This window comes from Rhizobium sp. P2_G2, assembly GCF_056403555.1.
In genome coordinates, this window is the sequence record NZ_JBFUFF010000007.1 from 65,332 (window position 1) to 91,679 (window position 26,348).

Below are 26,348 nucleotides of genomic sequence, written 5' to 3' on the forward strand. Positions count from 1 at the left end.
GCGAGGATAGCCGGAGCTTTGCAATTTGGACATCACGCCCGACGCACAGTTGGTCCAGCAACCGTTGCCGGCAGACGCCGTCCCGGCGAATATTGCAACTCGCATTGAGACGCCGATGCGCCGCCGGCTGAAACTCTTGCTTAAGTTCATCACTGGCATTCTGCTGCTGCCTTTCGTGCTGATGCTCGTCTACAAGCTGGAATTCATCCATCCTGTTTCGACGCTGATGTTCGCCGATCTCGCAACGCTGCAGGGCTATGACCGGCGCTGGGTGGATTTCGAGGATATTTCTCCGAATCTCGTGCAATCGGTGATGATGTCGGAGGATGGCCAGTTCTGCAATCACAGCGGCGTCGACTGGGTGCAGATGAATGGCGTCGTCGAGGACGCGCTCGAGGGCGAAGCCACCCGAGGGGCCTCGACCATTCCGATGCAGACGGTCAAGAACCTGTTTCTCTGGAACAGCCGCTCCTTCATTCGCAAGGGACTGGAATTGCCGCTGGCGCTGAGTGCCAATCTCATCCTGTCAAAAAAGCGGATCATGGAAATCTACCTCAACATCGCCGAATGGGGTCCCGGCATCTACGGCATCGAGGCGGCGGCGCAATATCACTTCAAGGTCCCGGCCTCGAAACTGACCCGCAAGCAGGCCGCCCTGCTCGCCGTTTCGCTGCCCAATCCGATCATGCGCAACGCCTCCAAGCCGGCCAAGGGAATGAAACGGCTGGCGACGCTGATCGAGCGCCGCGCCCGGGGTTCCGGCCCTTACATCAAATGCCTTTATGACTGAGGCCAATTCTCTTCATTTGTGAGCGCGTCTTCGCCCCGCTACACTCCCGCCATAACCAACGGAGCGGAACATGGGCGAACTCAAGCTGATCGTCGGCAACAAGAACTATTCCTCCTGGTCGATGCGGCCCTGGCTGGCGATGAAGGCCGCCGGTATCGATTTCATCGATGAAGTCATCCCCTTCGATTTCCCCAACGACAATCCCGCGATCAAGGCGGTATCGGAAACCGGCCGCGTGCCGCTGCTCGTCGATAACGGTTTCAAGGTCTGGGAATCGCTTGCCATCATCGAATATGTCGCCGAGCTGTTCCCCGACAAACCCATCTGGCCTGCGGACCGCAAGGACCGCGCACTGGCCCGCGCCTACGCAATGGAAATGGCCACCGGCTTCCGCGGCATCCGCAATGCCTGCCCGATGAACCTCCGCCGGCCGAAAAAACCGATGCCGATCACCCCCGAGATGCGCGCCGACATCAACCGGATCGAAACAATCTGGCACGGCAGCATCGCCCGTAGCGGCGGCCCCTTCCTGTTTGGTGCATTTTCAGCGGCGGACGCCATGTTCGGGCCGGTCATCAACCGTTTTGAAGCCTATGTCCTCTCCGAAAACCCGAAGACGCTGGCTTATATCGACGCGATGAAATCACATCCGGCATGGCTCGCCTGGGCGGCGGATGCTACGAAGGAAACCTGGGTCGTTGCCGAAGATGAAGCCTGAATGACGGATTCATCCGGCGCAAGAAAAATTTTTCTGGGGACTGGTCAAACGGGCCTCCGGCATGTATAAGCCCGGCAAATTTTCCGGAAATGATCACTGACAGGTACCGGCCCGTCTGGCTGATCGCTGGAATATTGCAGCAATGACAGGCATGATCTTGCCCGCAATTGTATCGAAAGAATAGTGCGCTTCAGCGAAAGCGCGGTGAGATTGGAGTTAAAACAATGGCAGTTCCGAAAAGAAAGACCAGCCCGTCGCGCCGTGGCATGCGCCGTTCCGCCGATGGTCTGAAGGCTCCGACCTATGTCGAAGACAAGAATTCCGGCGAGCTTCGCCGTCCGCATCACGTCGACCTGAAGACCGGCATGTACCGCGGTCGCCAGGTGCTGACGCCGAAGGAAAGCACCTGATCGCTTTTCCTGCGCAATGAGTTGGAAGCCGGCATCGTTGCCGGCTTTTTTATTGCCTCGATAGGAAGAGGAATCCGTGTTGCGGTAAGCGGATTCTGTATTAAGACTGCGCCAATCTTTCGCCGAGAACGCTTTTTCGAGGAATCCGAACAATGGCCGTTATCCCGTTGATGCTCATTCCCTTCATTCTCTACAATCTCGACATGTTCGGCCTGTTTGGCGGCGGCGGCACAGCCTCGCTGCAGAAGGAAGTGTTCAGCGTTCACATGGTGTCCGGCGCCGATTGGACGATGTCGCTCGGCGATCTCTTCATCGTCATCAGCCTCGTCATCCTGTTCATGGAAATCTTTAAGGCGACCCGCCGCAGCTCGGTGGCGCTGCTCGATCACCTGTTTTCCCTGGTTTTGTTCGTCGTATTCCTGATCGAATTTCTGCTGGTGAAGGGTGCGGCGACACAGATCTTCTTCATCCTGATGCTGATCAGCCTCGTCGACGTGGTCGCCGGCTTCACCGTGTCGATCAAGTCTGCCGGCAGGGATGTCTCGATCGGGCTGTGAGGCGACAGTCTCACATCACACCAGATGTGAAATTCTGCGATCGATCGGGCACCACAGGGAAAGACTCGCAAGCATGCTTCTCGGCGCGGAGATAAAGCGCTCACCCGAAGCAGGTGAAACCGAGGATGAGATTTTGGCGAAGCTGCGACACCGCGGCTATTCCAAGCTGGAGTCTGTCTCAGCCTTTCATGATGCTGGCCTGCGGCTGATGCAGGCGAAGCGGCTTGTGGATGAAAGCTCTGCATGGCGCGATGCCAGGCACCGCGATGATCATATCTTCGATGATCCGACGTGAGCGCGTCTGAGCTTGACGCCACGCCGAAAGCGGCTTCCGGCGATGTCGTGAGGTCAGCCCCTCACATATTCTCGATCTTCGCCTGCAACGCTCTGAGCTGCTCTTTCAGGTCCTCGACGTCCTTGGCGTCCGCCTTCCGCGCAGGCTCCTTGCTCTCCGCCTTGGCGGCAACCGAGAATGGCGTAAAGGCTTCCATGGCCTTCTGGAAAATCTCGGTATTGCGCTTGATCTGCTCTTCCATCAGCTGCATCGGGATTTGTAAGTTCTTCGCCAGCGGCGTGTCGCCCAGAGTCTTGGCCATATGCTCGCGTATCTGCGTCTGCTGTTCGCCGAAGGCATGCATCGACTGTTCGAGATAGGACGGGACGAAGGACTGCATCTGGTCGCCGTAGTAGGAAATCAGCTGCCGCAGGAAGGAGATCGGCAGAAGTGTATTGCCGTTCTTCGATTCCTGCTCGAAGATGATCTGCGTGAGCACGGAATGGGTGATGTCATCGCCGCTCTTGGCGTCCTGCACGGCAAAATCCTCGCCGCGCTTGACCATCTGGGCCAGATCGTCGAGCGTCACATAAGTGCTTGTACCCGTATTATAGAGCCGCCGGTTGGCATACTTTTTAATAATGATCTGGCCGTCGCTCTTTGCCATGAATTCCTCCTGATCCCACTTATTTTTATTGCGACGCCGCCCTCCCGGACTTTGCGGCGTTTTGTCCAGTCTATGCGAAACCCAAGCAAAGACAATCGGTTTTGTGCATTGCGGCGTGAGGTGCCAAAATTTTTTGTTGCGCAATGAACGCACTGCGGCATGATATGGTTCAGCAATGAACAAATCCGCGGAGCGTTAAACCAACGTCGCAATTGCACGTCATTGACAGCTCTACGGCCGTTTGCCACTGTCACGCTAAATTACACGGAGGAAATACCATGAGCAGCCCGTCCATCGTCATCGCCAGCGCGGCCCGCACCGCGGTCGGCTCATTCAACGGCAGCTTCGCCAATACGCCGGCGCATGAGCTCGGCATTGCCGTCATCAAGGGCGTACTCGAGCGCGCCAATGTCGAGGCAGCGGAAGTCGACGAGGTCATCCTCGGCCAGGTGCTGCAGGCCGGTGAAGGCCAGAATCCGGCTCGCCAGTCCGCCGTCCTGGCCGGCATCCCGGTCGAGAAGACCGCCATCGGCATCAACCAGCTCTGCGGCTCCGGACTGCGCGCCGTGGCGCTGGGCATGCAGCAGATCGTCAGCGGTGATGCGAACATCATCGTCGCCGGCGGCATGGAATCGATGTCCATGGCGCCGCATTGCCAGCATCTGCGCTCCGGCGTGAAGATGGGCGACTTCAAGATGATCGACACGATGATCAAGGATGGCCTGACTGACGCCTTCCACGGCTATCATATGGGCATCACCGCCGAAAACGTCGCTCGGCAGTGGCAGTTGACCCGTGACGAACAGGACGCCTTCGCGCTTGCGTCGCAGAACAAAGCCGAAGCCGCTCAGGTGGCCGGCCGCTTCAAGGACGAGATCATACCGGTGACAATCAAGGGCCGGAAGGGCGACACCATCGTCGACAGCGACGAATATATCCGCCTCGGCGCCACGCTCGAAGGCATGCAGAAGCTGCGCCCGGCCTTCGACAAGGACGGCACCGTGACCGCCGGCAACGCCTCGGGTCTCAATGACGGCGCCGCGGCCGCGCTGCTGATGACCGAAGCCGAAGCTGCCAAGCGTGGCATCACTCCGCTCGCCCGCATCGTCTCCTGGGCCACGGCTGGCGTCGACCCGAAGATCATGGGCACCGGCCCGATCCCCGCTTCGCGCCGGGCGCTGGAAAAGGCCGGCTGGTCGGTCGGCGACCTCGATCTCGTCGAAGCCAACGAGGCTTTCGCCGCCCAAGCTTGCGCCGTCAACAAGGACCTCGGCTGGAACCCGGAAATCGTCAACGTCAACGGCGGCGCCATCGCAATCGGCCATCCGATCGGCGCTTCCGGCGCCCGTGTTCTCAACACGCTGCTGTTCGAAATGAAGCGCCGCTCGGCAAGGAAAGGCCTGGCCACGCTCTGCATCGGCGGCGGCATGGGCATCGCCATGTGCGTCGAAGCGATGTGATGAGATCGACGGCCGGGCAATGCCCGGCCGTCTTGCTTTTAAATAACAGCTTAAAGGGGAGAGGAACAGATGAGCAGAACAGCCCTCGTCACCGGCGGTACCCGCGGTATTGGCGCCGCGATTTCCATCGCACTGAAGAATGCCGGCTATAAGGTCGCCGCCAACTATGCGGGCAACGACGAAGCCGCCGCGGCCTTCACCAAGGAAACCGGCATTGCCGCCTATAAATGGGATGTGTCGAGCTACGAAGCCTGCGCCGACGGCATCGCCAGAGTCGAAGCCGATCTCGGCCCCGTCGAGGTTCTCGTCAACAATGCCGGCATCACCCGCGACGCCATGTTCCACAAGATGACGCCGGATCAGTGGAATGCGGTGATCAACACCAATCTCACCGGCCTGTTCAACATGACGCATCCGGTCTGGTCGGGCATGCGCGACCGCTCCTTCGGCCGCATCGTCAACATCTCCTCGATCAATGGGCAGAAGGGCCAGATGGGTCAGGCCAACTATTCCGCCGCCAAGGCCGGCGACCTCGGTTTCACCAAGTCGCTCGCCCAGGAAGGTGCCGCCAAGGGCATTACCGTCAACGCCATCTGCCCGGGCTATATCGGCACGGAAATGGTCAGGGCCGTGCCGGAAAAGGTGCTGAACGAACGCATCATCCCGCAGATCCCGGTCGGCCGGCTGGGTGAGCCGGAAGAGATCGCCCGCTGCGTCGTCTTCCTCGCCTCCGACGATGCCGGCTTCATCACCGGCTCGACGATCACCGCCAATGGCGGCCAGTATTTCGTCTGATCGCTGCACCATCAGGAACTGATACAGGCACAGTGTTGGACGGTGTCGTTTTCGGGCTCGACCCGATGACGGCCCCGTCCACCACAAGCGCGCTACAGATGCGACGCGCTTACTCTTGTCGTCTCACCGCATACCGTGACTGCACCAGACCCGACGGATAAGCCGTCGTCTCACAATGTTGCAGCTGAATGTCCTCGTCGACCGGCCCGAAGAGAGGAATCCCATCTCCTATCAAAATCGGGATACGCGTGATGATCATATCCGTGATCAGTCCGGCGCGAAGGAAGGACTGGATGATCTTGCCGCCATCCACATAAGCCGCTTTCCAGCCTCTGCCCGCCAATTCTGCTGCAAGCGCTTCCGGCGCCTCTGCCGAAATCGTCACCTTGCCCTCAAAGGAACTCTCCAGGTCGTGCTGTTTCAGCGACCGGCTCATCACGATGACAGGTTTGGGGTACGGCCATGGATCAAAGCGACGCACCTGCTCGAAGCTGCCGCGTCCCATGATGATTCCGTCGACGGTTTCAAGGAAGGCGCTATAGCCATAGTCGCCGCCGTCGGTATCCAGCCCCGGCAGCCAGTCTATCGCGCCGTCGCTGCGGGCGATAAAACCTTCAAGACTGGTGGCAATGAACACGCGTCCGTCGATCATTTCTGCTCCTTCGACACTCTCAAATGCCGGCAAGCGGAAAACAGTGAACCGCCGTGACTTCCAGCAACAGGGTTAACGATCTGTTATTACACAACATATTGCGGTGAACAAACCGGGAAGCGATGGAGGTCACCGATTCGTCAGCGATTCGTTCCGCCTCGGTTCATGCAGCGCATTCATCGCCTTTCGCAGCGCACCTGTACGATTTCCCCACAATGCAACCAGGCGCCAGTACCGCGAAACAGCTATTCGCCGTTCTTTTTTCTTGTATTTTTCACGCATGGCCTCCGAGCATGGTTAATGCGTTCCAAAACCACTATATTTTGTGTCGAACAAATCGGAAACTTGGCTACCGCCTTGATTCGTCTGCGATTCGTTCGAAATTGGTTCGCGTCTCACACCTTTCGTTCTCGATTGACAGAAATCAAGCGGTATCAAATCATTAACCATATCCTATAGGCGTATTTGACGCACATTTTGCGACTTCGATGACGTTATTTGCCGGATAAGCGCTGCAATTTGAATCGATTCAGGATGTCGCCGTGAATCTTGTACTACCTACTACATGTTGTGTAGAACATAAAAAGAACACGAGCGAGTCATCGATTCGTCGCTGATTCGTTCTTAACCTGTTCCGAACCTTGCGGATTTGTCGTTTCCTCAATTCCTCCCTATGTATGCGGCTGACCTTTTGTGCGTTTTCGACCTTGCCGAGATCCTGTCTTGCAATTGCAACAAAGGAGATGCAAGGAATGCCACCCCGGCTTCGCGCCGGCCGAAATGAAGCCTGGACTGGACTGATTTGAATTCCGATCCCCTGATATTGAGCGGCCGCGGCGTCACCGCGGTGCTCGGGCCCACCAATACCGGCAAGACGCACTACGCGATCGAACGCATGGTGGCGCATTCCTCCGGCATCATCGGCCTGCCGCTCAGGCTCCTCGCGCGCGAGGTCTATACCCGCGTCGCCGACAAGGTGGGTGTCGCCAATGTGGCGCTGATCACCGGCGAGGAGAAGATCGCCCCGCCCACAGCCCGCTTTTCCGTCTGCACCGTCGAGGCCATGCCGGACCAGACTCGCGCCGCCTTCGTCGCCATCGACGAGGTGCAAATTGCTGCCGATCTCGAGCGCGGCCATGTTTTCACCGACCGCATCCTGAACCTGCGCGGCCGCGAGGAAACGCTGCTGCTTGGTGCAGCGACGATGAAGCCGATCCTTACCCAGATCCTGCCCGGCATCACGGTGGTCGAGCGTCCCAGGCTGTCGCAGCTCTTCTATGCCGGCCAGAAGAAGATCACCCGCCTGCCGCATCGCTCGGCCATCGTCGCCTTTTCGGCCGACGAGGTCTATGCCATTGCCGAACTGGTCAAGCGCCAGCGTGGCGGTGCGGCCGTCGTTCTCGGCGCGCTGAGCCCCCGCACCCGCAATGCCCAGGTGGCGCTCTATCAGGAAGGCGATGTCGAATATCTCGTCGCCACCGACGCGATCGGCATGGGCCTGAACCTTGACGTCGATCACGTCGCCTTCGCCCAGGACCGCAAATTCGACGGTTTCCAATACCGCAACCTCAATCCAGGCGAACTCGGCCAGGTCGCCGGCCGTGCCGGCCGCTATATCAAGGACGGCACATTCGGTGTCACCGGCCAGACCCCGCCCTTCGACGATGAAATGGTGCGGCGCATCGAAAGTCATGAATTCGACCCGGTGCGTGTGATGCAATGGCGCTCCAAGGTGCTCGACTATTCTTCGATCGTCGCCCTCAAGGCGAGCCTTGAAATGCCGCCGCGCGTACAGGGCCTGACCAAGGCGCTACCGTCCGACGATCTGCAGGCGCTCGAACATTTGGAGCGCTATCCGGACATTTTGGAGCTTGCCACGACGCGCGAAAGGGTGGAAAAGCTCTGGGAGATTTGCGCACTCCCCGATTACCGGCGGATCACCTCGCTGCAGCATTCCGATCTCGTCGCCGCCATTTACAAGGACATCGTCCGGCATGGTGCCGTCAATGAGGATTTTGTTGCCGAGCAGGTGCGCCGCGCCGATCGCACGGATGGCGAGATGGATACGCTGTCGGCGCGTATTGCACAAATCAGGACTTGGACTTATGTGTCCAACCGGCCGGGCTGGCTTGCAGACCCGGCACACTGGCAGGAAAAAACGCGCGATATCGAGGACCGCCTCTCGGACGCGCTGCATGAACGGTTGACCAAACGCTTCGTTGATCGCAGGACATCTGTGCTCATGAGGCGCCTAAGAGAGAATGCTATGCTGGAAGCTGAAATCAGTGTGAATGGCGATGTCTTTGTCGAAGGGCATCATGTGGGTCAGTTATCGGGCTTCCGGTTCACTCTGGCGAGTGCAACCGACGGCCAGGATTTGAAGGCAGTCGAAAGCGCTGCCAGCAAGGCCCTTGCCCTGGAATACGAGGCACGCGCCGCGCGCCTGCATGCTGCCGGCAACAACGATCTGGCGCTCGCCAATGACGGCCTGGTGCGCTGGCTCGGCGAACCCGTGGCAAGGCTGACGGCGTCCGACCACATCATGCGGCCGCGCATCGTGCTTCTGGCGGACGAATTGCTTTCCGGCCACGCCCGCGAGCATGTCCAGGCCCGCATCGAGCGCTTCGTCAATCACCACATCGCCACTGTGCTGAAGCCGCTCGACGACCTGACGCGTGCCGAAGACCTGCAGGGCATCGCCAAGGGCCTGGCCTACCAGATCGCCGAAAATCTCGGCGTCCTGTTCCGCCGCGACGTCACCGACGACGTCAAGGCGCTGGATCAGGAAGGCCGTGCCTCGCTGCGCAAATATGGTATCCGCTTCGGCGCCTATCACGTCTTCATGCCGGCGCTTTTGAAGCCCGCTCCGGCCGAACTGATCACGCTTCTCTGGTCGCTCAGGAACGACGCGCTCAGCAAGCCTGGTTATGGCGACCTGATCCCGGCGCTGGCCGCCGGCCGCACATCGATCGTCACCGATCAGTCCTTCGAGCGCAATTTCTACCGTCTCGCCGGCTTCCGGTTCCTGGGCAAGCGCGCCGTCCGCATCGATATCCTCGAACGCCTGGCCGACCTCATCCGTCCGCTGCTGCAATGGAAGCCCGGTGCACAGAATCGTCCCGAAGGCGCCTATGACGGTCGCCGCTTCGTCGCCACGCCGGCCATGCTCTCCATTCTCGGCGCCACCGCTGACGACATGGAAGAGATTCTAAAGGGCCTCGGTTACCGCGCCGACAGCGTGACCGCCGAAGAAGCCGCCGCCCATCTCGCTTCCACCGCGCCGGCCCAGGCGCAGCCGGCGGCCGCCGAGTCGACTGCGACCGCGGTTGCGGCAACTGCCGAGGAAGGCGCTGTATCCATCGATGAAGACAAGCCGGAAGAGGCCGCTGCCGACAATGCGCCGGCCGAAACCGAGGAGACCGAAGAAGCCTCTGCAGAGGTGAAGACCGAGGAGACGACCGAAGCCGCTGCAGCCGAACCAGTTGCAGAGGCCGAGGCATCGACTGTTGAGAGCGCGGCATTGGAAAGTGCCGAAGCTGCACCGGTCGAGGAAAAGCGCGTGCTCCTCTGGCGGCCCGGTGGCGGACGCCAGGAAAATCAGAACCAAAACCAGAACCGCAACGGACAGCGTCGCGAAGCCGGCAACCAGAACAGCCGCGAAGGCGGCCGCCGCAACGATCGCCAGGGCCGTCCTGGCGGCGAGCAGCGCCAGGGTGAACCCCGTCAGGGTGAACATCGCCAAGGCGAGCAGCGTCAGGGCGAACATCGCGGACCGCAGCGCGAGCGCGGCGAACGCCAGGACCGGGGCGAGCGTGGTGAGCAGCGTCGCGAGGGTCGGCCGGCCGACGGTCATGGCGAACAGCGAGCCGACAATCGGCCGCCGCGCGAAAATCGCCAGCGCCCGGAAGGCGAGCAGCATCGTGGTCCGCGCCCCGACAAGGGTAACCGTCCCTCCGCACAGCCGCAGCGCTTCGAAGCCAAGCCGGCCCGCAAGGACAAGCCGATCGATCCGGACTCTCCCTTCGCCAAGCTCGCGATCCTGAAGGAGCAGATGAAGAAATAGTCCATGGCCGCCGACCGACAGCGCATCGACAAATGGCTGTTCTTCGCCCGCATCGCCAAATCGCGGACGCTGGCGCAGACCTGGGTCGAGGCGGGTCATGTCACAGTCAATAATGAAAAGGTCAAGCGCCCAAGTGCCGACGTCAGGGTCGGCGACCGACTGGGCGTCATGACTGCCGAGCGCGACGTCGTGGTCATCGTCAAGGCGCCCGGCGAAAGCCGCAGGCCTTACGAAGAAGCAAAACTGCTCTATGAAGACATCTCGCCGCCGCGCGAGAAGCTGAGTCGTTTCGAGCAGGCGACGCGCGATCCCGGCGCCGGACGTCCGGAGAAGAAAGAGCGGCGCGAGATCGACCGCCTCAAGGGTCGGCTCGACTTCGGCGAGGATTGACGAAATTTCCTCTTTCGCCGGGAGCCATGAGCGCCATGGCGGCTTTCCTGGAAAATTTTACCAACCGGGCAAGAAAGCAGGGCAGAATTGCAATAAATGCAGGGCTGCTTTTGGCCGTCCAGTCCTTGCAAAGGCTGGTCAAACTCGGTAGTTGACGACGAAAATGGGGATCGCCCGGATCCCCCGAAATGGAATATCATCTGGAGTGTCACATGACCTATGTCGTGACCGACAACTGCATCAAGTGCAAATATACCGACTGCGTCGAAGTCTGCCCGGTCGACTGTTTTTACGAGGGCGAAAATTTCCTCGCGATCCATCCGGACGAATGCATTGATTGCGGCGTCTGCGAACCGGAATGCCCAGCCGAAGCGATCAAGCCCGACACGGAGTCAGGCCTCGACAAGTGGCTGAAATTGAACGCGGAATACGCGTCGATCTGGCCCAACATCACGCAGAAGCGCGACCCTTTGCCGGAGGCCAAGGAGATGGACGGCATCGAAGGCAAGTTCGAGAAATATTTCTCGTCGGAGCCTGGACAGGGCGACTGAGACAGGCCAGTGTGACGGATGGCGCCTCCAGACGGAGGCTGTCTTTTCTGCGGCGGCGCGAACGGGACAGGCCGTCGGCACATTGCGGGCGATGCGTAGGCGAGCGCGGCTTCCGGGCGCAAGCTGCACAGGTGATTTGCAGCGGCTGGCGCATCGCTTTGCCGCAGTCAAAGCAAATTATTGATTTCCACGGATTTTTGTGTTATACAACGCCCCACTGATCCCGAGGGGCACAATTTGCCCACACATCACGAAAGCACCGATCCCTAAATGCGGTTTCTTTGAAATATGCGCCTCCACGGTTGCCTGTTTTCATATGTACCGCGTGAACGGTTTTGTCTGCGATTTGCATGCGGGCCCAGTCAGAGGCAGCCAGGCACTATCCGCCTATCCCCGGCCATGCGAGGCCGTACCCGGTTCGCCGGAAGCATATTAGGGAGTTTGTGACAAGCATGACAACCCAGATCAAGAAACCCTCTTCCACCCGCCAGGGCTTCAAGACCGGTGAATCGATCGTCTATCCCGCCCATGGCGTGGGTCAGATCGTGACCATCGAGGAACAGGAAGTCGCCGGCATGAAGCTTGAGCTTTTTGTTATCGATTTCGAAAAGGACAAAATGCGTCTGAAGGTTCCGGTCGCCAAGGCCGTGAGCATCGGCATGCGCAAGCTTTCGGAGACGGATTTCGTCGATCGTGCCCTCAAGGTCGTTCAGGGCAAGGCCCGCATCAAGCGCACCATGTGGTCGCGCCGTGCGCAGGAATATGACGCGAAGATCAATTCCGGCGACCTGATTTCGATCGCCGAAGTCGTGCGCGATCTCTACCGTGCCGACAATCAGCCGGAACAGTCCTATTCGGAGCGCCAGCTCTATGAACAGGCCCTGGACCGCATGGCGCGCGAAATCGCCGCTGTCAACAAGATGTCCGAGACCGAAGCCGTTCGCCTCGTCGAGACCAACCTCGCCAAGAGCCCGCGTCGCGCCGGCAAGCTGACCGAGGAAGACGAGCAGGACGAAGCCGCATAAGGCTCGTCCCGTCTGGAATGCAAAAACCCGGGCTCGTCCCGGGTTTTTTGTTGTCTGCAGTTTGGCGATTGGGCCTTGTGGCAATAGCCAAACCTGAGGTGCATTTCGTAGGCGGAGCCCTCGCGATGCCTCGAAGGATCCAGGCCCGACGACCATGATAGTCTCGAGCCATTTTCAGATATTGACTGACCGACAGTCATTCGCTAAAAGGCTTCATACCATCGATAATTTCAAACGCCAACGAGGACCCAATGACGCAAGCTCTTCTCACTTCGCTGCTGCAGTATAAAGCCAGTGCCGACGCCGAGCTCCTCGACGCTCTCGCCGGCCTCGCTCAGACGCCGGAACTTCAGGCCGCTCTCCGTACCCTCAACCACGTCTACATGGTCGACCGCATCTTTGCCGCCAACCTGCAAGAACGCGCCCACACCTATTCGACAAGCTGGAGCGATGACGTTCCACCCCTGCCACAACTCTCAGCCGACCTTCGCGAGATAGACAGCTGGTACGTCGATTTCGCCGCGACCCTGGACGATGACATGCTGGGCGAAAGCATCGAGTTTACCTTTACCGATGGCGGCCGAGGCCGCATGACCCGCGCCGAAATGCTGGCGCATATCATCACCCATGACGGCTACCACCGCGGCGAAATCGGCAGCATGCTGCCCGAGATCAGTGCCGTTGGCGCGCGCGACGTCTTCACCGGCTATCTGCATCGATCCGATCCCTCTCGCCGCGGCTGAGCACATCAAATGTCGTCCAAACCAAGAACCAAACCCGCCACCGAGCGCCGCGACGATCTCATGAACGCCGCCGAAAAACTCTTCCTGGCACAGGGCTTCGAACAGACGACCGTCGAGGACATCACCACCGCTGCCGAGGTCGCCAAGGGAACGTTCTACCTGCAATTCCCCTCGAAGACGGAAATCCTGGACGCCTTGCGGCAGCGCTTCGTGCAGAACATGGCCAATGCCGTCACCGCAGCGGTCGAGGCATGCAAGCCGGCGGATTTCGAAGGCCGGCTCGCCGGCTGGGCAAGAAGCTGCGCGATCCAGTATCTTGAGTCGGGACCGCTGCATCACCTGGTTTTCGTTATCGCCCCGCCACCGAATCGTGAGGGGCTGACGCGCAACGTCCTGATCGACAGTCTGGAAGAACTTCTGGAGGCCGGTGCGAAAACCGCTGCCTGGGCAGTCGACCATCCCCACCTCACAGCAGTGTTCCTGTTCAACGCCCTGCACGGTGCAGTCAACGAGCCCGGCAATGAAGATATGGAAAACCGCGAAAAACTGCTCGCAGCGATCATCACTCATTTCTTCCGATCGGTCGGCGTGGAGGAATAGACCATGTCTCCCGACAGTGGTCACCGGTTTCGGGATAAAGATATGCGCAAAAAGAGCCAAGCGCCAAAGCGATCTGAAGGATCGCGATGCGCTTAGCGCGTTATTCGGCGACGATCTTTACCTTGTCGCCAGGCTTCACCGTCGCGTCGACCGACATGCCGTTCAAAAGGCGAAAGAGTTCCGGCTTGCGCTCGGTGCCGAGCATGCGATTGGCAAGCGTCGCGACCGTATCCGATGCACCGACGACGACGACACGGATGCGTAGCGGCTTGAGATTGGTGATTTCGGCCGGGGTGAGTCGGCGGAAGCTGGCACGCAGCTTTGCTGCCGTCAGCTGCAGGTCGTTGGCGTCACCCTTCGGCACCGCGGTCAGGAACCGATAGATTTTCGGCCCGTTGCGAACCACGGTGACGTCGAAATCCCAGCGCTCGGCCGAAGCGCGCGCCGTGGCAGCCGGCATGCCGTTGACGAAGGCCGGCCGGATCGTCTCCGGCATCAGACCCGTCACCCAGCCGCTGGAAATGTAGTCCGTCAGGCTACCCCCGGACGTGTCGTCGACGAGATCGAAGCGGATCGCCACCTGGTTCGGACCGGTCGCCATAACCGCTTCCGCCTTGTTGTCGATGCGGAAATTCGGCGGCACGTCGAAGCGGATGCCGAGATTGGGGTGCAGGAAGGTCTCGCCACGAACGTAGCCTTCTGTCGGGCTGTCGCCATAGAGCAGACCATCTATGCCGGCGAGGAAATAGTCGCGACCCTTGTCGCCCACCTTGCCATCCATGCCGAACTGGCGCGCATGCATGCGTGCCAGTTCGACGCGCTGCGGCGTGCTCGGATGGGTGGAGAGAAAGTCGAGCCCCTGATCGCTGTTCTGATCGCCGGCGTTATAATTCTGGAAGGCGCCCATCGTATCGAGAAAGCGCGCCGCGGCATAGGGATCGTAGCCCGCTTCGCCCAACATCCGCACGCCGATCTGGTCGGCCTGCAACTCCTGGGCGCGAGAGAATGCCGCGAGCCTCAGCTTGGAGCGGGCCAAAGCCTGCTTGCCGGCGAGCTCGGAGGAAAGCACCTCGGTGACCACCCGGCTGGCGATCATTTCGGCCTCTTCCTTCTGCTGGCGAAGGATACCGTGATTGGCGGTGACGTGACCCATTTCATGGCTGAGCACGGCTGCAACTTCGGAAGCATCGTCGGCCAATGCCAGCAGGCCGCGGGTCACATAGATATATCCGCCGGGCAAAGCGAAAGCGTTGATCGCCGGCGAATTGAGGATGGTGATGCGATAGGTCTGCTTCGGGTTTTCCGAGACCGCCGTCAGCGCACCGGTAATGCGGGCGACAAGCTGCTCGGTCTTCACATCCTGATACTCACCGCCATAGGTGGCGAGAATGCGCGGGCGTTCGCGAGCGCCCATTTCTGCCCGCGGGTCGTTCTTCTGCACCTCGTCGACGATTTGCGGCGTCTGCGATGGCTGTACATCCGGCTGATAGCTCTGCTCGAGAAGCGACTGGCATCCGGTGAGTGCCAGAGTGGTGGCGAGGACCGGCAGGACGCGCGAGAAGGCGCGCGCACGGCTTCGCCGCTGCCGTGGGACGGCCGCTGCGATCGAGCTTCCGGTTGTTTTCACGCTCTCGACGGTCAGAGCACTGTCCTTCATTTGCCCATGGCATGCCGGGCGGGCACGGGCCGACCTTTATCCGATTTCCAGCCCGGATGCATAGCACAAAGTGGGAGGAAGCGGATGACAAAGTCTTAAAGGAATCGGTCGAATTTGAGGCTTGCAGGGCGTTAAACCGCGAATTCTGCGGATTGCTGCCAGACTGCAACATCGCCGGCGAACACATTGCGGCCATTGCGAATTTCCACGACGCGGTCGGCGAGCCGGGAAATTTCCTGGGCGTCATGCGAAATCATCAGCACCATCATTTGATTGTCCCGCTGCAACCGGACGAGCAGCTCGCCCATGCCGATCCGCAATGTTTCGTCGAGACTGGCAAAGGCCTCGTCGAGCAGCAGGAAGGGTCGTTTGCGCACCAGAGCGCGGGCAAAGGCGACACGCTGCCGCTCGCCCCCCGACAATTGCTGCGGCATGCGCTTTTCGAAGCCGGCCAGGCCGACATCGGCAAGCGCGTTCGAAATCCGCGCCTTGTCATTGGTGCCGAGCTTCAAGGAAGGCGACAGACCAAGCGCCACATTGGTGAAGACATCGAGATGGGCAAAGAGATTGTGGTCCTGGAATATGTAGGTCAGCGGCCGTTTTCCTGGTGGAAAGGCCGTGACATCCGCCCCATCAAGAATGACGCGACCTGCCTTCGGGATCTCGAAACCGGCCAGCAAATGGAAAAGTGTCGACTTGCCGGCGCCAGACGGGCCACTGATCGCCACGATTCCCGATCCTTCAAGGGCGAAATCGTAACAGAACCGGCGCTGGCCGAAATGGGTCTCGACTGCATCCAATCGGAGGGCGGTGCTCATGGCAATTCTCCGGGCGCGCGGTTGGAGCGGACGGCGGGCAGCATCAGCGCGAGACAGATGGCGCCTAGAATCAGCGCCAGTCCTGCAGCATCGGTGGAGCGGTAACTGCCGAGCTTGGCGTAAAGCAACGCCGGCAGGGTGATGAAGTTCTCGCTGCCGAACAGCGCGACCGCACCCAGATCGCCCAGCGACAGCGCCATGCCGAAACCAAGCGCCGTGAACAATGGCCGGCGAAGCACTGGCCAGTCAATCAGCCGGAGCCGGCTCCAGCCCTCGAGGTCGAGGCTGTCGGCGAGCTGGCTGGTGCGAATGAGGTGTGTCTTCAGCTCCGGCGCCAGCACGCGGGCGGTAAAGGGCAGGGCCATCAGTATGTTGATTGCCACGACGAGCACCGGCGCGATATTCGCGTCGATGCCGCTGCGCAGCAGGAGAATGAACCAGCCGGAGCCGAGCGCCAGCGGCGGGACGAGCAGCATGAATTCGGGCAGCCGAAACAGGCCGGCGACGCCCGACACCCTGAGCGCCAGCCGCGCCCGCGCCATGACGAAGGTGATCAGCACCGCCACAAGGCCGGCACAGGCCGCGATCGCGAGACTGGTGACCAGCGCCTGCTGGAACAATGGATCGGTGATAAGATGGAAAAGATTGGAGCGCAGGCCACTGACCACCAGAGCCGCGAGCGGCGCACCGACGAAGATGAGAAACAGCGCCAGAATCAGGCTATCAGAAAATTTCGACAGACCCGTCCTGCCATCGGTGCGGAAAGCCCTGCCCTTTACTGCGCTACGATCCTGTTCCGGATCGGGAAACAATCGCAAAAGCAAAAAGATGAGCAGCGTCAGCACCAGCTGCACTGCGCTCAATGCCAGCGCCCGCGGCGGATCATAGTCGAATTTCAGCGCCTGGTAGATCGCCACTTCCAAAGTCGAGGTCTGCGGACCGCCGCCAAGCGTCAGCACGATGGTGAAACTGGTGACGCAGAGCATGAAGATCAGTCCGGCAATGCCGGGAATGACCCGCAGCAGCGCCGGCCATTCGACGAAGCGGAACAGCGAAATCCGAGAAAAATCAAGCCCGGCCGCCAGCCGCCATTCGTCGCGCGGCACGCTTTCCAGCGCCTTGACCATCAGCCGCGCGGCCAGCGGCAGGTTGAAGAACACATGGCCGACGAGAATGCCGGCGAGCCCATAAATGGACACCGCATCCTCGACGCCGGTCATGCGGAAAAGATCGTTGACGACGCCCTGCCGGCCCCAGATGGATACGATGCCGAATACGGCCGGCAGCACCGGCAGGCCGAGTGGCAGGAGCATCAGGCCAAGCACGAGCGGCCGACCGGGAAAATCCGCTCGCCGCGCGATCGCCAGCGCCGCCGGCAGCGCCAGCCCGATCGACAGCACCGTCGATGCCAGCGCCTGTTCGAGCGTGAACAACGTGACATGCCCCATATAGGAAAAAGGCGGCCAGGACGCATCGGCGCCACCGGCCACCAACAACATGCCAATGGCCGCCGCAACGAACAAAAGGATGGCGCCGAGGCTCAGAGAGCCCAGCGCAATCCAGATCTTCCGGTCTCGATCCATTGCCCAGTCCGGCTAAGCGATCAATTCATGCTCATTGCCGCCAGCCACTCGTCGATCCAGGCCTTGCGGTTCCTGGCGACCTCGGCTGCGGGGATGTTGAGCGTGATCTTCGGATGCACGATCTTGCCAAACACCGGATCGAGCGGCGCCGAGGTCTTGCCGACTGGCATCATCCAGTTGTTTTCCGGGATGATGTCCTGGAAAGCCGGGCTGATCATGAATTTCAGGAATTGCCGCGACAGATCGGCATTGCCGCTCTTGGTGATCGCCGCCACTTCGACCTGGATCGGATGGCCTTCGGCAAAATCGGCGGCCTGGTAGCGATTCACCTTTTCGGCAATCATGTGATAGGCGGGCGAGGTGGTGTAGGAGAGCACCATCTGCGCCTCACCCTTGGTGAACAGGCCATAGGCCTCCGACCAGCCGGGGGTAACGGTGAGAATACGCTTCTTGAGCTTCGCCCAGGCCTCCGGCGCCTTGTCGCCATAGACGGATTTCACCCAGAGCAGCATGCCGAGACCGGGCGTCGAGGTGCGCGGATCCTCGATGGCGAGCTTCTCCTTCGGATCGCCGTCGACCAGTTCCTTCAGGCTTTTCGGCGGGCTCTTCACCGTCTGCGTGTCGTAGACTATGGCGAAATGGCCGTAGTCGAAGGGCACGAAATAAGGGTCCTTGAAACCGCCCGGCACGTCGAGGCTGGACGTATCAATGCCATGCTCCGCAAGCAGGCCGGTGGCCTTGGCTTCTTCGGTCAGGCTGTTGTCGAGGCCGAGCACGATATCGGCCTTGGTCGCCCCGCCTTCCATCTTGAGTCGGGTCAGGATGGCGACGCCATCGGCAAGGCTGACATAGTTGACCTTGCAGCCGCAGACCTTTTCGAATGCCGCCTTGACCTTCGGTCCCGGCCCCCAATCGGCGGTGAAGCTTTCATAGGTATAGATGGTCAGCGTGTTCTCGGCGGCATGCGCCGACGAGAGAAACGACAATGCTGCCGCAGCAGCGAGTGACAGGAATGAAATCTTGCGCATCAGCGCCTCCATGGTTTCAAATGACCGGGAATAGGGCGCTGAAATCTTCTTTGCCGTCTAATCCCTCCGCCGGTACGAGCCGGATCAGGTTCTTCGGGTTGGTCGAAACCTCTCAGCCAGGAACCGCAAGCGGCCCAGGCACCCCGTTAGAGCAAGGCAATGATTAGACCTCTGTCACGAAATTGACAAGCGGCATGGTGACGGTCGGCTTGTCGGCTTTCGTCTCGCTTTGCCAGCCCCGAAAATTTGTTCATAATCCTTCCAAACGACGACTGGCCTGGGAGGAAAACATGGCGGGTCCATATAGTGACGTCTATGCCGAATGGCGGCGTGATCCGGAGGCATTCTGGCGGACGGCGGCAGGAGCAATCGACTGGTTCGAGCCTCCAACGCAGATTTTCGATCCCAAAGCCGGCGCTTACGGCCGCTGGTTTCCGGACGCCATGACCAATACTTGCTTCAACTGTATCGACCGGCATGTCGCCGCCGGTCGCGGCGGCCAGAAGGCGATCATCTACGACAGTCCCGTCTCCGGCCGGAAGGCGAGTTTCACCTATGCGGAAGCGCTCGCCGAGATCAAGGCGGTGGCCGGTGTGCTGCGCTCGCTGGGTGTCGAGAAGGGCGATCGGGTGATCATCTATATGCCGATGGTTCCCGAGGCACTGTTTTCCATGCTCGCCTGCGCCCGCATCGGCGCGATCCATTCCGTCGTGTTCGGCGGCTTTGCCGCCCAGGAACTGGCAACCCGTATCGACGATTCCCAGGCGAAGCTGATTGTCACCGCGAGTTGCGGGCTCGAACCGGGCCGCAGCGTCGCTTATAAGCCGCTGGTGGATCAGGCCATCGCGCTTGCCCGCCACAAGGTGCAGCATTGCCTGTTGCTGCAGCGGCCCGAGCTTGCGGCGGACATGCAGCCCGGTCGCGACGTGGATTTTTCCGATTCTATCGCCCGCATCCGCGCTGAAGGCGGGGACAATATCGATTGCGTGCCGGTGAACGCCACCGATCCGCTCTATATTCTCTACACATCCGGCACGACGGGCCAGCCGAAGGGCGTGATCCGTGACAATGGCGGCTATATGGTCGCGCTGCGCTGGTCGATGCAGAATATCTATGGTGTCAAGTCGGGCGAGGTCTATTGGTCGGCCTCCGATATCGGCTGGGTGGTCGGCCATTCCTATATCGTTTACGGTCCGCTGCTCGCCGGCTGCACCACCGTGCTCTATGAGGGCAAGCCGGTCGGCACACCCGATGCCGGCGCTTTCTGGCGCGTCATTGCCGAGCACGGCGTCAACGCATTCTTCACCGCTCCCACGGCCTTCCGAGCGATCCGCCGCGACGATCCCAACGGCGATCTGGTCCGCAAACATCCCATGTCGCATCTGCGGGCCCTGTTCCTCGCCGGCGAACGGGCCGATCCGGAAACACTCAAATGGGCGGAGCACCAGCTCGGCATACCCGTCGTCGATCACTGGTGGCAGACGGAAACTGGCTGGCCGGTCGCGGCCAATCCGCTTGGCATCGAGGCACTGCCGATGAAATATGGTTCGACCAGCCTGCCCATGCCGGGCTACCAGGTCGACGTGCTCGACGATGCCGGCCATGCCGTGCCGCCTGGCACGCTCGGCAATATCGCAATCAAGCTGCCGCTGCCGCCCGGCTGCCTCCCGAGCTTCTGGAATGCCGACGAGCGGTTCCACAAAGCTTGCCTCGATGAATTCCCCGGTTATTACAAGACTGCGGATGCCGGCTATCGCGACGAGGACGGCTATCTGTTCATCATGTCCCGCACCGACGACATCATCAATTGCGCCGGCCACCGTCTTTCGACCGGACAGATGGAAGAGGTCTGTGCCACCCATCCCGATGTCGCCGAAAGTGCCGTGATCGGTATCGCCGATGCGCTCAAGGGCCAGATCCCCTGTGGCTTCCTGGTGCTCAAGGCCAATGTTTCACGGGAAACGTCGGCGATCGAACAGGAGGTCGTGTCGCTGGTGCGCCGGGAGATCGGTCCCGTCGCAGCCTTCAAGATGGTGCTTTGCGTTGGCAGGCTGCCGAAGACGCGCTCGGGCAAAATCCTGCGTGGCACGATGCAGAAGATCGCCGATGGCGAACCGTGGAAAATGCCGGCAACGATCGACGATCCTGCCATCCTCACGGAAATCACCGAGGCGCTCAAGGCGCGCGGCCTATGCCAGCCCGCGCGCTGAGGCGACCAGAGCCGAAAACCAGCCGGTGAAGGCGCGGGTTTCATGCGATGCCCGCGCCGAAGTGACCATGAAGTAGCTTTCGCTTTCCAGGGTGGCGATGTCCGAGAGCACGACGAGATCGCCGGCGGCGATTTCACGCGAAAAGACATCGACCGGGCAGAGCGCCACACCATGGCCCGCGACCACGGCCGTGGCCAGCAGGTTGAAATCTTGGAAGATCGGGCCGTTGAGCGGCGGCAATGGTACATGGGCTGTGCGGAACCAATCGGCCCAGTTGGCCGGATTCTCATCATGCAGCAGGTCGGCGGAGGCGATGTCCATCACAGTGACGAGTGGCGCCGGTCGGCGCGCCAGATAATGTGGGCTCGCCACCGGCCGATTGGCGCGCGAGAAAAGCCTGTGATTCAACGTTCCGCGTTCGTCGCCCGCTGTCAGTGTGATCAGCACATCCGCGTCGAGGTCGCCGAGGCGGTCGCTCGCCCGGGCATAGACGACCCTGAGTGCCAATTCCGGCTGGGCCGAGCGAAAATCCGCCAGCGCCGGGATCAGCCAACGGGCGGCAATCGACGGAATGCAGGCAATAGTCAGACCATGACCGGCGCCGGGCCGGCGGATCGCGCGGCACTGTGCCTCGATCTGGCGAAAGCTGTCGGTCACCACCAGGCTCAGGGCCAGTCCCGTCTCAGTGAGCGCGATGGCGCGGCCGGATTTCCGGAACAGCGGCTGGCCGATCCAATCCTCGATATGGCGGACGTGATGCGAGATCGCCGCATGCGTCACGTTCAATTCATCACCGGCCCGCGAAATGCTGAGCAGGCGCGCGGCGGCCTCGAAGGCGCGAAGAGCGTTGGCGGGCGGCAGATCCATATGTGAGGAAAACTAACTTATCGAACAAAACACATCAATGGTTCGGGCTGCGATTCCATCATAATTTTCGGCATGCGGCGTCGCGAAGGCGTCGTTACATGTCAATAAAACTGGGAGATCAGTCATGTTCAAGCGCAGCCTTGCCGATGTCGAAGCCACGGATTTCTTCGTCAATTGGGGCAATGGCACCAGCCACCGCATGCTCACCGAAACCGACGGCATGGGCTTTACCGTCTGCCACACGATTGTCGCGGCCGGCAGCGAATCCCTGCTCGAATACCGCCGTCATCTGGAAGCGTGCTACTGCATTGCCGGCGAGGGCGAGGTGGAGGATATGGAGGGCAATGTCTACCCGATCCGTCCCGGCGACATCTATGTGCTCGACCGGCACGACAAGCATTTTCTGCGCGGTGGCAAGGACAAGGACTTGATCCTGGTCAGCGTCTTCAACCCGCCGCTGACCGGCCGGGAGCGCCACAGCCTCGATGCGGCACAGGGATCGGCTTACTGAAAAAGCGGCATCACAGTCTGCGCAGATATTTTCGGCAACTAAAAAGGCGGCCCGATCGAGCCGCCTGACATTTTTGACAAGACGTGAGGATCAGTAGCGATCCTCCTCCTCGTCTTCATCGCGCTTGCCGCTCATCGACTTCAGCTTGGCGAACACGGCATCGGCGTCGATTTCCTTGAAATCGTCCTCGTGGCTGACCGGGGCGCGCTCAGTCTCGCGGGCCGATTCCAGCGTCGCGCCCATTTCCTCGGCAGTCTGGAACGGACGGTTCTTGGCGGCCTTTTCGATTTCCATGTCGAGGTCGATCTGCGAGCAGAGGCCGAGCGTCACCGGATCCATCGGCGTCAGGTTGGCCGAATTCCAGTGGGTGCGCTCTCGGATCTGCTGGATCGTCGTCTTGGTCGTGCCGACCAGGCGGGAAATCTGCGCATCCTTGAGTTCCGGATGATTGCGCACCAGCCAGAGAATGGCGTTGGGGCGGTCCTGGCGCTTGGAAACCGGGGTGTAGCGCGGGCCCTTGCGCTTGGATTCCGGCACCCGGACCTTCGGGTCGGAAAGCTTCAGCTTGCGCATCGGATCGGCTTCGGCGCGGGCAATTTCGTCGCGCGACAGCTGGCCGGTGGAAATCGGATCCAGGCCCTTGATGCCCTGCGCAGCTTCGCCATCGGCAATCGCCTTGATCTCAAGCGGGTGCAGCTTGGTGAACTGGGCGATCTGGTCAAAAGAGAGCGCCGTGTTGTCGACCAGCCAGACGGCAGTTGCCTTGGGCATGAGAAGCGTTTGCTGAGCCATGGATATAGTCCTTCTAAGCCACCTGCGCCGGGGTCGCAGGCCGTTTGTGTCATCCACAATGTCCGGGAAATCGGCGCGCTTATATCGCAAGTGTCGCGTAATTGCAATTCTTTGAGATTCGATTGACCAAAGTCTCATTGCTGCGCCAAAACTTGCTGCTATGTATGTACCACAAAAGCGCCCGGGAGGCGCTTCACATTTTGGATCTGGGAGGAATGCATGTCGTCCAAGACTTATCCCGTGCTGAAGTCCGCCAAGGATAGAGCACTGATCGACAAGGATAAATACCAGCGCTGGTACCAGGACAGCGTCGAGGATCCGGAGCGTTTTTGGGCGAAACATGGCAAGCGCATCGACTGGTTCAAGCCCTTCACCAAGGTCAAGAACACCTCGTTCAAGGGCAAGGTGTCGATCAAGTGGTTCGAGGACGGCCAGACCAATATTTCCTATAACTGCATCGACCGGCACCTGAAGAAGCATGGCGAGCAGGTGGCGATCATCTGGGAAGGCGACAATCCCTATATCGACAAGAAGATCACCTATAACGAGCTTTACGACCACGTTTGCCGCCTCGCCAATGTGCTGAAAAAGCACGGCGTCAAGAAAGGCGACCGCGTCACCATCTACATGCCGATGATCCCGGAAACGGCCTATGCCATGCTCGCCTGCGCGCGCATCGGCGCCATCCATTCTGTCGTGTTCGGCGGCTTCAGCCCGGAAGCGCTCGCCGGACGGATCATCGATTGCCAGTCGACTTTCGTCATCACCTGCGACGAAGGCCTGCGCGGCGGCAAACCGGTGCCGCTCAAGGAAAACACCGACGCGGCGATCCACATCGCCGCGCGCAACCATGTGCATGTCAAGAACGTGCTGGTCGTGCGCCGCACGGGCGGCAAGACCGGCTGGGCTGAGGGTCGCGACCTCTGGTATCACACCGAAACCGCAAGCGTGAAAGCCGATTGTCCGCCGGCGAAGATGAAAGCGGAAGACCCGCTGTTCATTCTCTATACATCAGGCTCGACCGGAAAGCCGAAGGGCGTGCTGCACACGACAGGCGGCTATCTCGTCTGGGCCTCGATGACGCATGAATATGTCTTCGACTATCATGATGGTGACATTTACTGGTGCACGGCCGATGTCGGCTGGGTGACCGGCCACTCCTATATCGTCTATGGCCCGCTTGCCAATCGCGCCACGACGCTGATGTTCGAGGGCATCCCGACCTTCCCGGATGCCGGCCGGTTCTGGGAAGTGGTCGACAAGCACAAGGTCAATATCTTCTATACTGCACCGACGGCCATCCGGTCGCTGATGGGCGCCGGCGACGATTTCGTCAAACGCTCCTCGCGCGCCTCGTTGCGCCTGCTCGGCACGGTGGGCGAGCCGATCAATCCGGAAGCCTGGGAATGGTATTACCACGTGGTCGGCAGCGCGCGCTCGCCGATCGTCGACACCTGGTGGCAGACCGAGACCGGCGGCCATATGATCACGCCGCTGCCCGGCGCCACCGACCTGAAGCCGGGCTCCGCGACGCTGCCCTTCTTCGGCGTCAAGCCGGAACTGGTGGATAATGAAGGCAAGCTCCTCGAGGGTGCGGCCGACGGCAATCTCTGCATCGCCGACAGCTGGCCGGGTCAGATGCGCACCGTCTATGGCGACCATGAGCGCTTCATCCAGACCTATTTCTCCACCTACAAGGGCAAATATTTCACTGGTGACGGCTGCCGCCGCGACAAGGATGGTTATTACTGGATCACCGGCCGCGTCGACGACGTGCTCAACGTCTCCGGCCATCGCCTCGGCACGGCGGAAGTGGAGTCGGCGCTGGTCTCGCATCACGATGTGTCGGAAGCCGCCGTCGTCGGCTATCCGCATGACATCAAGGGTCAAGGTATTTATTCCTATGTTACCTTGATGGCCGGCGTTGAGCCGACCGAGGACCTGCGCAAGGCGCTGATCGGCCATGTCCGCAAGGAAATCGGCCCGATCGCCTCGCCCGACAAGATCCAGTTCGCACCGGGCCTGCCCAAGACACGCTCCGGCAAGATCATGCGCCGCATCCTGCGCAAGATCGCCGAGGATGACTTTGGCTCGCTGGGCGACATTTCGACGCTCGCCGATCCCGGCGTGGTCGAGGAGCTGATCAACAATCGGCAGAATAAGAAGGGCTAAGTCGCCACTCCGCGCGTGCCTTCCCAAACAGTCTATTGGGGAGGCATGTCCGGACAGCCTTGCCGCCGCTTGATTTCCTCGACCTGCTCGACGGAATGGCAAACATTCTCACAGGGAATGCCATCATTGTCGGCATCCGCACGACTGTAGCCGCCGCACCAGAGAGCGACGGCCTCCTCGCAGGAGCTGACCTGCTTGCAGGTCCCGCGGGCGAGGACGACAACCGTGTCACCATGAAACGACGGCAGGACCATCATGGCGGCAAGAAGCAGGCTTGTTGCGGGATCGGCTCGAAATTGCATGGAAAAGCCCCTATTCAGAGGCAACCGCAATCCAGGGAGAAAGTCCAGCTATATCTGCAACCAGTTCAATTGCACCCTTCCTTTGGCTTCCTGCCACCGTCATATGGCCTTGCGAGCCCCGCAGCCAGCATTGTCTCGCCGGCGTCATGGCCGTGGTTGAAACTGACCCTGGCAACCACCCGGCCAAAATACTTGTCACCTGAAATATCCGATAGTGCCAGCTTGCCGCCTCCAGCTGCCAGCGCTTCCGCCAGCACGTCCTTTGCCGCCAGCGCCAGTTGACGGAAATTCTCGCATTTCGAATGCAGTTCCGGCGTATCTATACCGCGAATGCGGACCAGGACCGATACGGTCTGCTGCGGCCAGGGCCTTGCATTGACCATCACCGTGTCGCCATCGATGACCGAGACGAGGTCCGCTTCGACAGGACCAGCGATGTAATAACGTTGGTCTCGCGTCTCGGCTGAGACCGCGCCGGGCAGCAGCGGCAAAATCAGGACGGCAATGAAAAATCGCGAGATCATCATACAAGGAATTTATTCCTTGCAACTTCGCACGACAATAGGAATTATATCCTTGATACGGAGCTGCGACAGGCGCCGGCAAGCCGCCGGCCTAAGAAACGGGGCCGCAAATGGAAATCCACGTATTGCCACTCGATAAACGACCGAACCCCGGCCTATGGAACTTGCAATGACGGCTTATGGTCGGAC

26 protein-coding genes and 1 riboswitch are annotated in these 26,348 nt (G+C 60.4%); of the genes, 16 read left to right on the forward strand and 10 right to left on the reverse strand.

Annotated features, from left to right (window positions below; genetic code table 11):
- Positions 1-115: 115 nt before the first annotated feature.
- From mtgA to AC1D06_RS08535, 5 genes are all read left to right on the forward strand, one after another.
- The gene (gene mtgA / locus AC1D06_RS08515; RefSeq protein WP_477874813.1) at positions 116-790 is read left to right on the forward strand and encodes a monofunctional biosynthetic peptidoglycan transglycosylase; all 675 of its coding nucleotides are present in this window, start codon (positions 116-118) and stop codon (positions 788-790) included.
- Between the two features lie 70 nt (positions 791-860).
- On the forward strand, positions 861-1,508 hold the full coding sequence (locus AC1D06_RS08520) for a glutathione S-transferase family protein (RefSeq protein ID WP_477874811.1): 648 nt from the start codon (positions 861-863) through the stop codon (positions 1,506-1,508).
- Positions 1,509-1,732: 224 nt separating this feature from the next.
- A complete protein-coding gene (rpmF, locus tag AC1D06_RS08525) occupies positions 1,733-1,918 on the forward strand; it encodes a 50S ribosomal protein L32 (protein WP_449112517.1) in 186 nt (61 codons plus the stop codon).
- A 152-nt stretch (positions 1,919-2,070) separates the two neighbouring features.
- Positions 2,071-2,475, forward strand: coding sequence for a hypothetical protein (locus AC1D06_RS08530; RefSeq protein ID WP_477874809.1), 405 nt, complete (start codon positions 2,071-2,073; stop codon positions 2,473-2,475).
- Between the two features lie 73 nt (positions 2,476-2,548).
- Positions 2,549-2,770 (forward strand): hypothetical protein, encoded by a 222-nt coding sequence (locus AC1D06_RS08535; protein ID WP_477985903.1) that lies wholly within the window; start codon positions 2,549-2,551, stop codon positions 2,768-2,770.
- Between the two features lie 61 nt (positions 2,771-2,831).
- Here the strand turns inward: AC1D06_RS08535 and phaR are convergent, their stop codons facing one another.
- A complete protein-coding gene (phaR, locus tag AC1D06_RS08540) occupies positions 2,832-3,416 on the reverse strand; it encodes a polyhydroxyalkanoate synthesis repressor PhaR (protein ID WP_477874805.1) in 585 nt (194 codons plus the stop codon).
- A gap of 278 nt (positions 3,417-3,694) precedes the next feature.
- Between phaR and AC1D06_RS08545 the strand changes: the two genes are divergently transcribed.
- Together AC1D06_RS08545 and phbB are read left to right on the forward strand one after the other, a co-directional pair.
- Positions 3,695-4,876 carry an acetyl-CoA C-acetyltransferase gene (locus AC1D06_RS08545; protein WP_477874803.1) on the forward strand — a complete coding sequence of 394 codons (1,182 nt, stop codon included), beginning with the start codon at positions 3,695-3,697 and terminating at the stop codon, positions 4,874-4,876.
- Between the two features lie 69 nt (positions 4,877-4,945).
- A complete protein-coding gene (gene phbB / locus AC1D06_RS08550) occupies positions 4,946-5,671 on the forward strand; it encodes an acetoacetyl-CoA reductase (protein ID WP_477874801.1) in 726 nt (241 codons plus the stop codon).
- A 109-nt stretch (positions 5,672-5,780) separates the two neighbouring features.
- Here the strand turns inward: phbB and AC1D06_RS08555 are convergent, their stop codons facing one another.
- Positions 5,781-6,323 carry a dihydrofolate reductase family protein gene (locus AC1D06_RS08555; protein ID WP_477985904.1) on the reverse strand — a complete coding sequence of 181 codons (543 nt, stop codon included), beginning with the start codon at positions 6,321-6,323 and terminating at the stop codon, positions 5,781-5,783.
- An 802-nt stretch (positions 6,324-7,125) separates the two neighbouring features.
- Here AC1D06_RS08555 and AC1D06_RS08560 point away from each other — a divergent pair.
- The 6 genes from AC1D06_RS08560 (at position 7,126) to AC1D06_RS08585 (ending at position 13,695) form a co-directional block, all read left to right on the forward strand.
- Positions 7,126-10,386 (forward strand): helicase-related protein, encoded by a 3,261-nt coding sequence (locus tag AC1D06_RS08560; RefSeq protein ID WP_477985905.1) that lies wholly within the window; start codon positions 7,126-7,128, stop codon positions 10,384-10,386.
- Positions 10,387-10,389: 3 nt separating this feature from the next.
- A complete protein-coding gene (locus tag AC1D06_RS08565; protein WP_477985906.1) occupies positions 10,390-10,776 on the forward strand; it encodes an RNA-binding S4 domain-containing protein in 387 nt (128 codons plus the stop codon).
- Positions 10,777-10,988: 212 nt separating this feature from the next.
- The gene (gene fdxA, locus AC1D06_RS08570) at positions 10,989-11,327 is read left to right on the forward strand and encodes a ferredoxin FdxA (protein WP_477874793.1); all 339 of its coding nucleotides are present in this window, start codon (positions 10,989-10,991) and stop codon (positions 11,325-11,327) included.
- A gap of 452 nt (positions 11,328-11,779) precedes the next feature.
- Entirely contained in the window at positions 11,780-12,352 is a 573-nt protein-coding gene (locus AC1D06_RS08575; protein ID WP_477874791.1) for a CarD family transcriptional regulator, read from the forward strand.
- A 251-nt stretch (positions 12,353-12,603) separates the two neighbouring features.
- A complete protein-coding gene (locus AC1D06_RS08580; RefSeq protein ID WP_477985907.1) occupies positions 12,604-13,095 on the forward strand; it encodes a DinB family protein in 492 nt (163 codons plus the stop codon).
- 9 nt (positions 13,096-13,104) lie between these two features.
- A complete protein-coding gene (locus tag AC1D06_RS08585; RefSeq protein ID WP_477985908.1) occupies positions 13,105-13,695 on the forward strand; it encodes a TetR/AcrR family transcriptional regulator in 591 nt (196 codons plus the stop codon).
- A gap of 100 nt (positions 13,696-13,795) precedes the next feature.
- Here AC1D06_RS08585 and AC1D06_RS08590 read toward each other — a convergent pair whose 3' ends face one another.
- The 4 genes from AC1D06_RS08590 to thiB form a co-directional block, all read right to left on the reverse strand.
- Positions 13,796-15,352: a M48 family metalloprotease gene (locus AC1D06_RS08590; protein WP_477874785.1), complete on the reverse strand. Its 1,557-nt coding sequence runs from the start codon at positions 15,350-15,352 to the stop codon at positions 13,796-13,798.
- A 131-nt stretch (positions 15,353-15,483) separates the two neighbouring features.
- A complete protein-coding gene (locus AC1D06_RS08595; protein WP_477985909.1) occupies positions 15,484-16,170 on the reverse strand; it encodes a thiamine ABC transporter ATP-binding protein in 687 nt (228 codons plus the stop codon).
- Positions 16,167-17,753, reverse strand: a complete 1,587-nt coding sequence (gene thiP, locus AC1D06_RS08600) for a thiamine/thiamine pyrophosphate ABC transporter permease (protein ID WP_477985910.1) — start codon at positions 17,751-17,753, stop codon at positions 16,167-16,169. The genes AC1D06_RS08595 and thiP overlap by 4 nt, the downstream gene beginning before the upstream one ends.
- A gap of 20 nt (positions 17,754-17,773) precedes the next feature.
- Positions 17,774-18,781 (reverse strand): thiamine ABC transporter substrate binding subunit, encoded by a 1,008-nt coding sequence (thiB, locus tag AC1D06_RS08605; RefSeq protein ID WP_477985911.1) that lies wholly within the window; start codon positions 18,779-18,781, stop codon positions 17,774-17,776.
- Between the two features lie 44 nt (positions 18,782-18,825).
- Positions 18,826-18,937, reverse strand: a riboswitch (TPP riboswitch).
- A 134-nt stretch (positions 18,938-19,071) separates the two neighbouring features.
- Between thiB and AC1D06_RS08610 the strand changes: the two genes are divergently transcribed.
- Complete coding sequence (locus AC1D06_RS08610; RefSeq protein ID WP_477985912.1) at positions 19,072-20,991, forward strand: propionyl-CoA synthetase; 1,920 nt, start codon at positions 19,072-19,074, stop codon at positions 20,989-20,991.
- Here AC1D06_RS08610 and AC1D06_RS08615 read toward each other — a convergent pair.
- Positions 20,971-21,858: a LysR substrate-binding domain-containing protein gene (locus tag AC1D06_RS08615; RefSeq protein ID WP_477985913.1), complete on the reverse strand. Its 888-nt coding sequence runs from the start codon at positions 21,856-21,858 to the stop codon at positions 20,971-20,973. The genes AC1D06_RS08610 and AC1D06_RS08615 overlap by 21 nt on opposite strands.
- A gap of 124 nt (positions 21,859-21,982) precedes the next feature.
- Here AC1D06_RS08615 and AC1D06_RS08620 point away from each other — a divergent pair, with 124 nt between their 5' ends.
- Positions 21,983-22,369 (forward strand): ectoine synthase, encoded by a 387-nt coding sequence (locus tag AC1D06_RS08620; RefSeq protein WP_477985914.1) that lies wholly within the window; start codon positions 21,983-21,985, stop codon positions 22,367-22,369.
- Between the two features lie 90 nt (positions 22,370-22,459).
- On the opposite strand, the gene AC1D06_RS08625 is transcribed toward AC1D06_RS08620, so the two are convergent.
- The gene (locus AC1D06_RS08625; RefSeq protein WP_477874771.1) at positions 22,460-23,161 is read right to left on the reverse strand and encodes a DUF1013 domain-containing protein; all 702 of its coding nucleotides are present in this window, start codon (positions 23,159-23,161) and stop codon (positions 22,460-22,462) included.
- Between the two features lie 219 nt (positions 23,162-23,380).
- Here AC1D06_RS08625 and acs point away from each other — a divergent pair, with 219 nt between their 5' ends.
- Positions 23,381-25,333 carry an acetate--CoA ligase gene (gene acs / locus AC1D06_RS08630; RefSeq protein ID WP_477985915.1) on the forward strand — a complete coding sequence of 651 codons (1,953 nt, stop codon included), beginning with the start codon at positions 23,381-23,383 and terminating at the stop codon, positions 25,331-25,333.
- Between the two features lie 32 nt (positions 25,334-25,365).
- Here the strand turns inward: acs and AC1D06_RS08635 are convergent, their stop codons facing one another.
- Positions 25,366-25,635: an excalibur calcium-binding domain-containing protein gene (locus tag AC1D06_RS08635; protein WP_477985916.1), complete on the reverse strand. Its 270-nt coding sequence runs from the start codon at positions 25,633-25,635 to the stop codon at positions 25,366-25,368.
- A 65-nt stretch (positions 25,636-25,700) separates the two neighbouring features.
- A complete protein-coding gene (locus tag AC1D06_RS08640) occupies positions 25,701-26,162 on the reverse strand; it encodes a thermonuclease family protein (RefSeq protein ID WP_477985917.1) in 462 nt (153 codons plus the stop codon).
- Between the last annotated feature and the right edge of the window lie 186 nt (positions 26,163-26,348).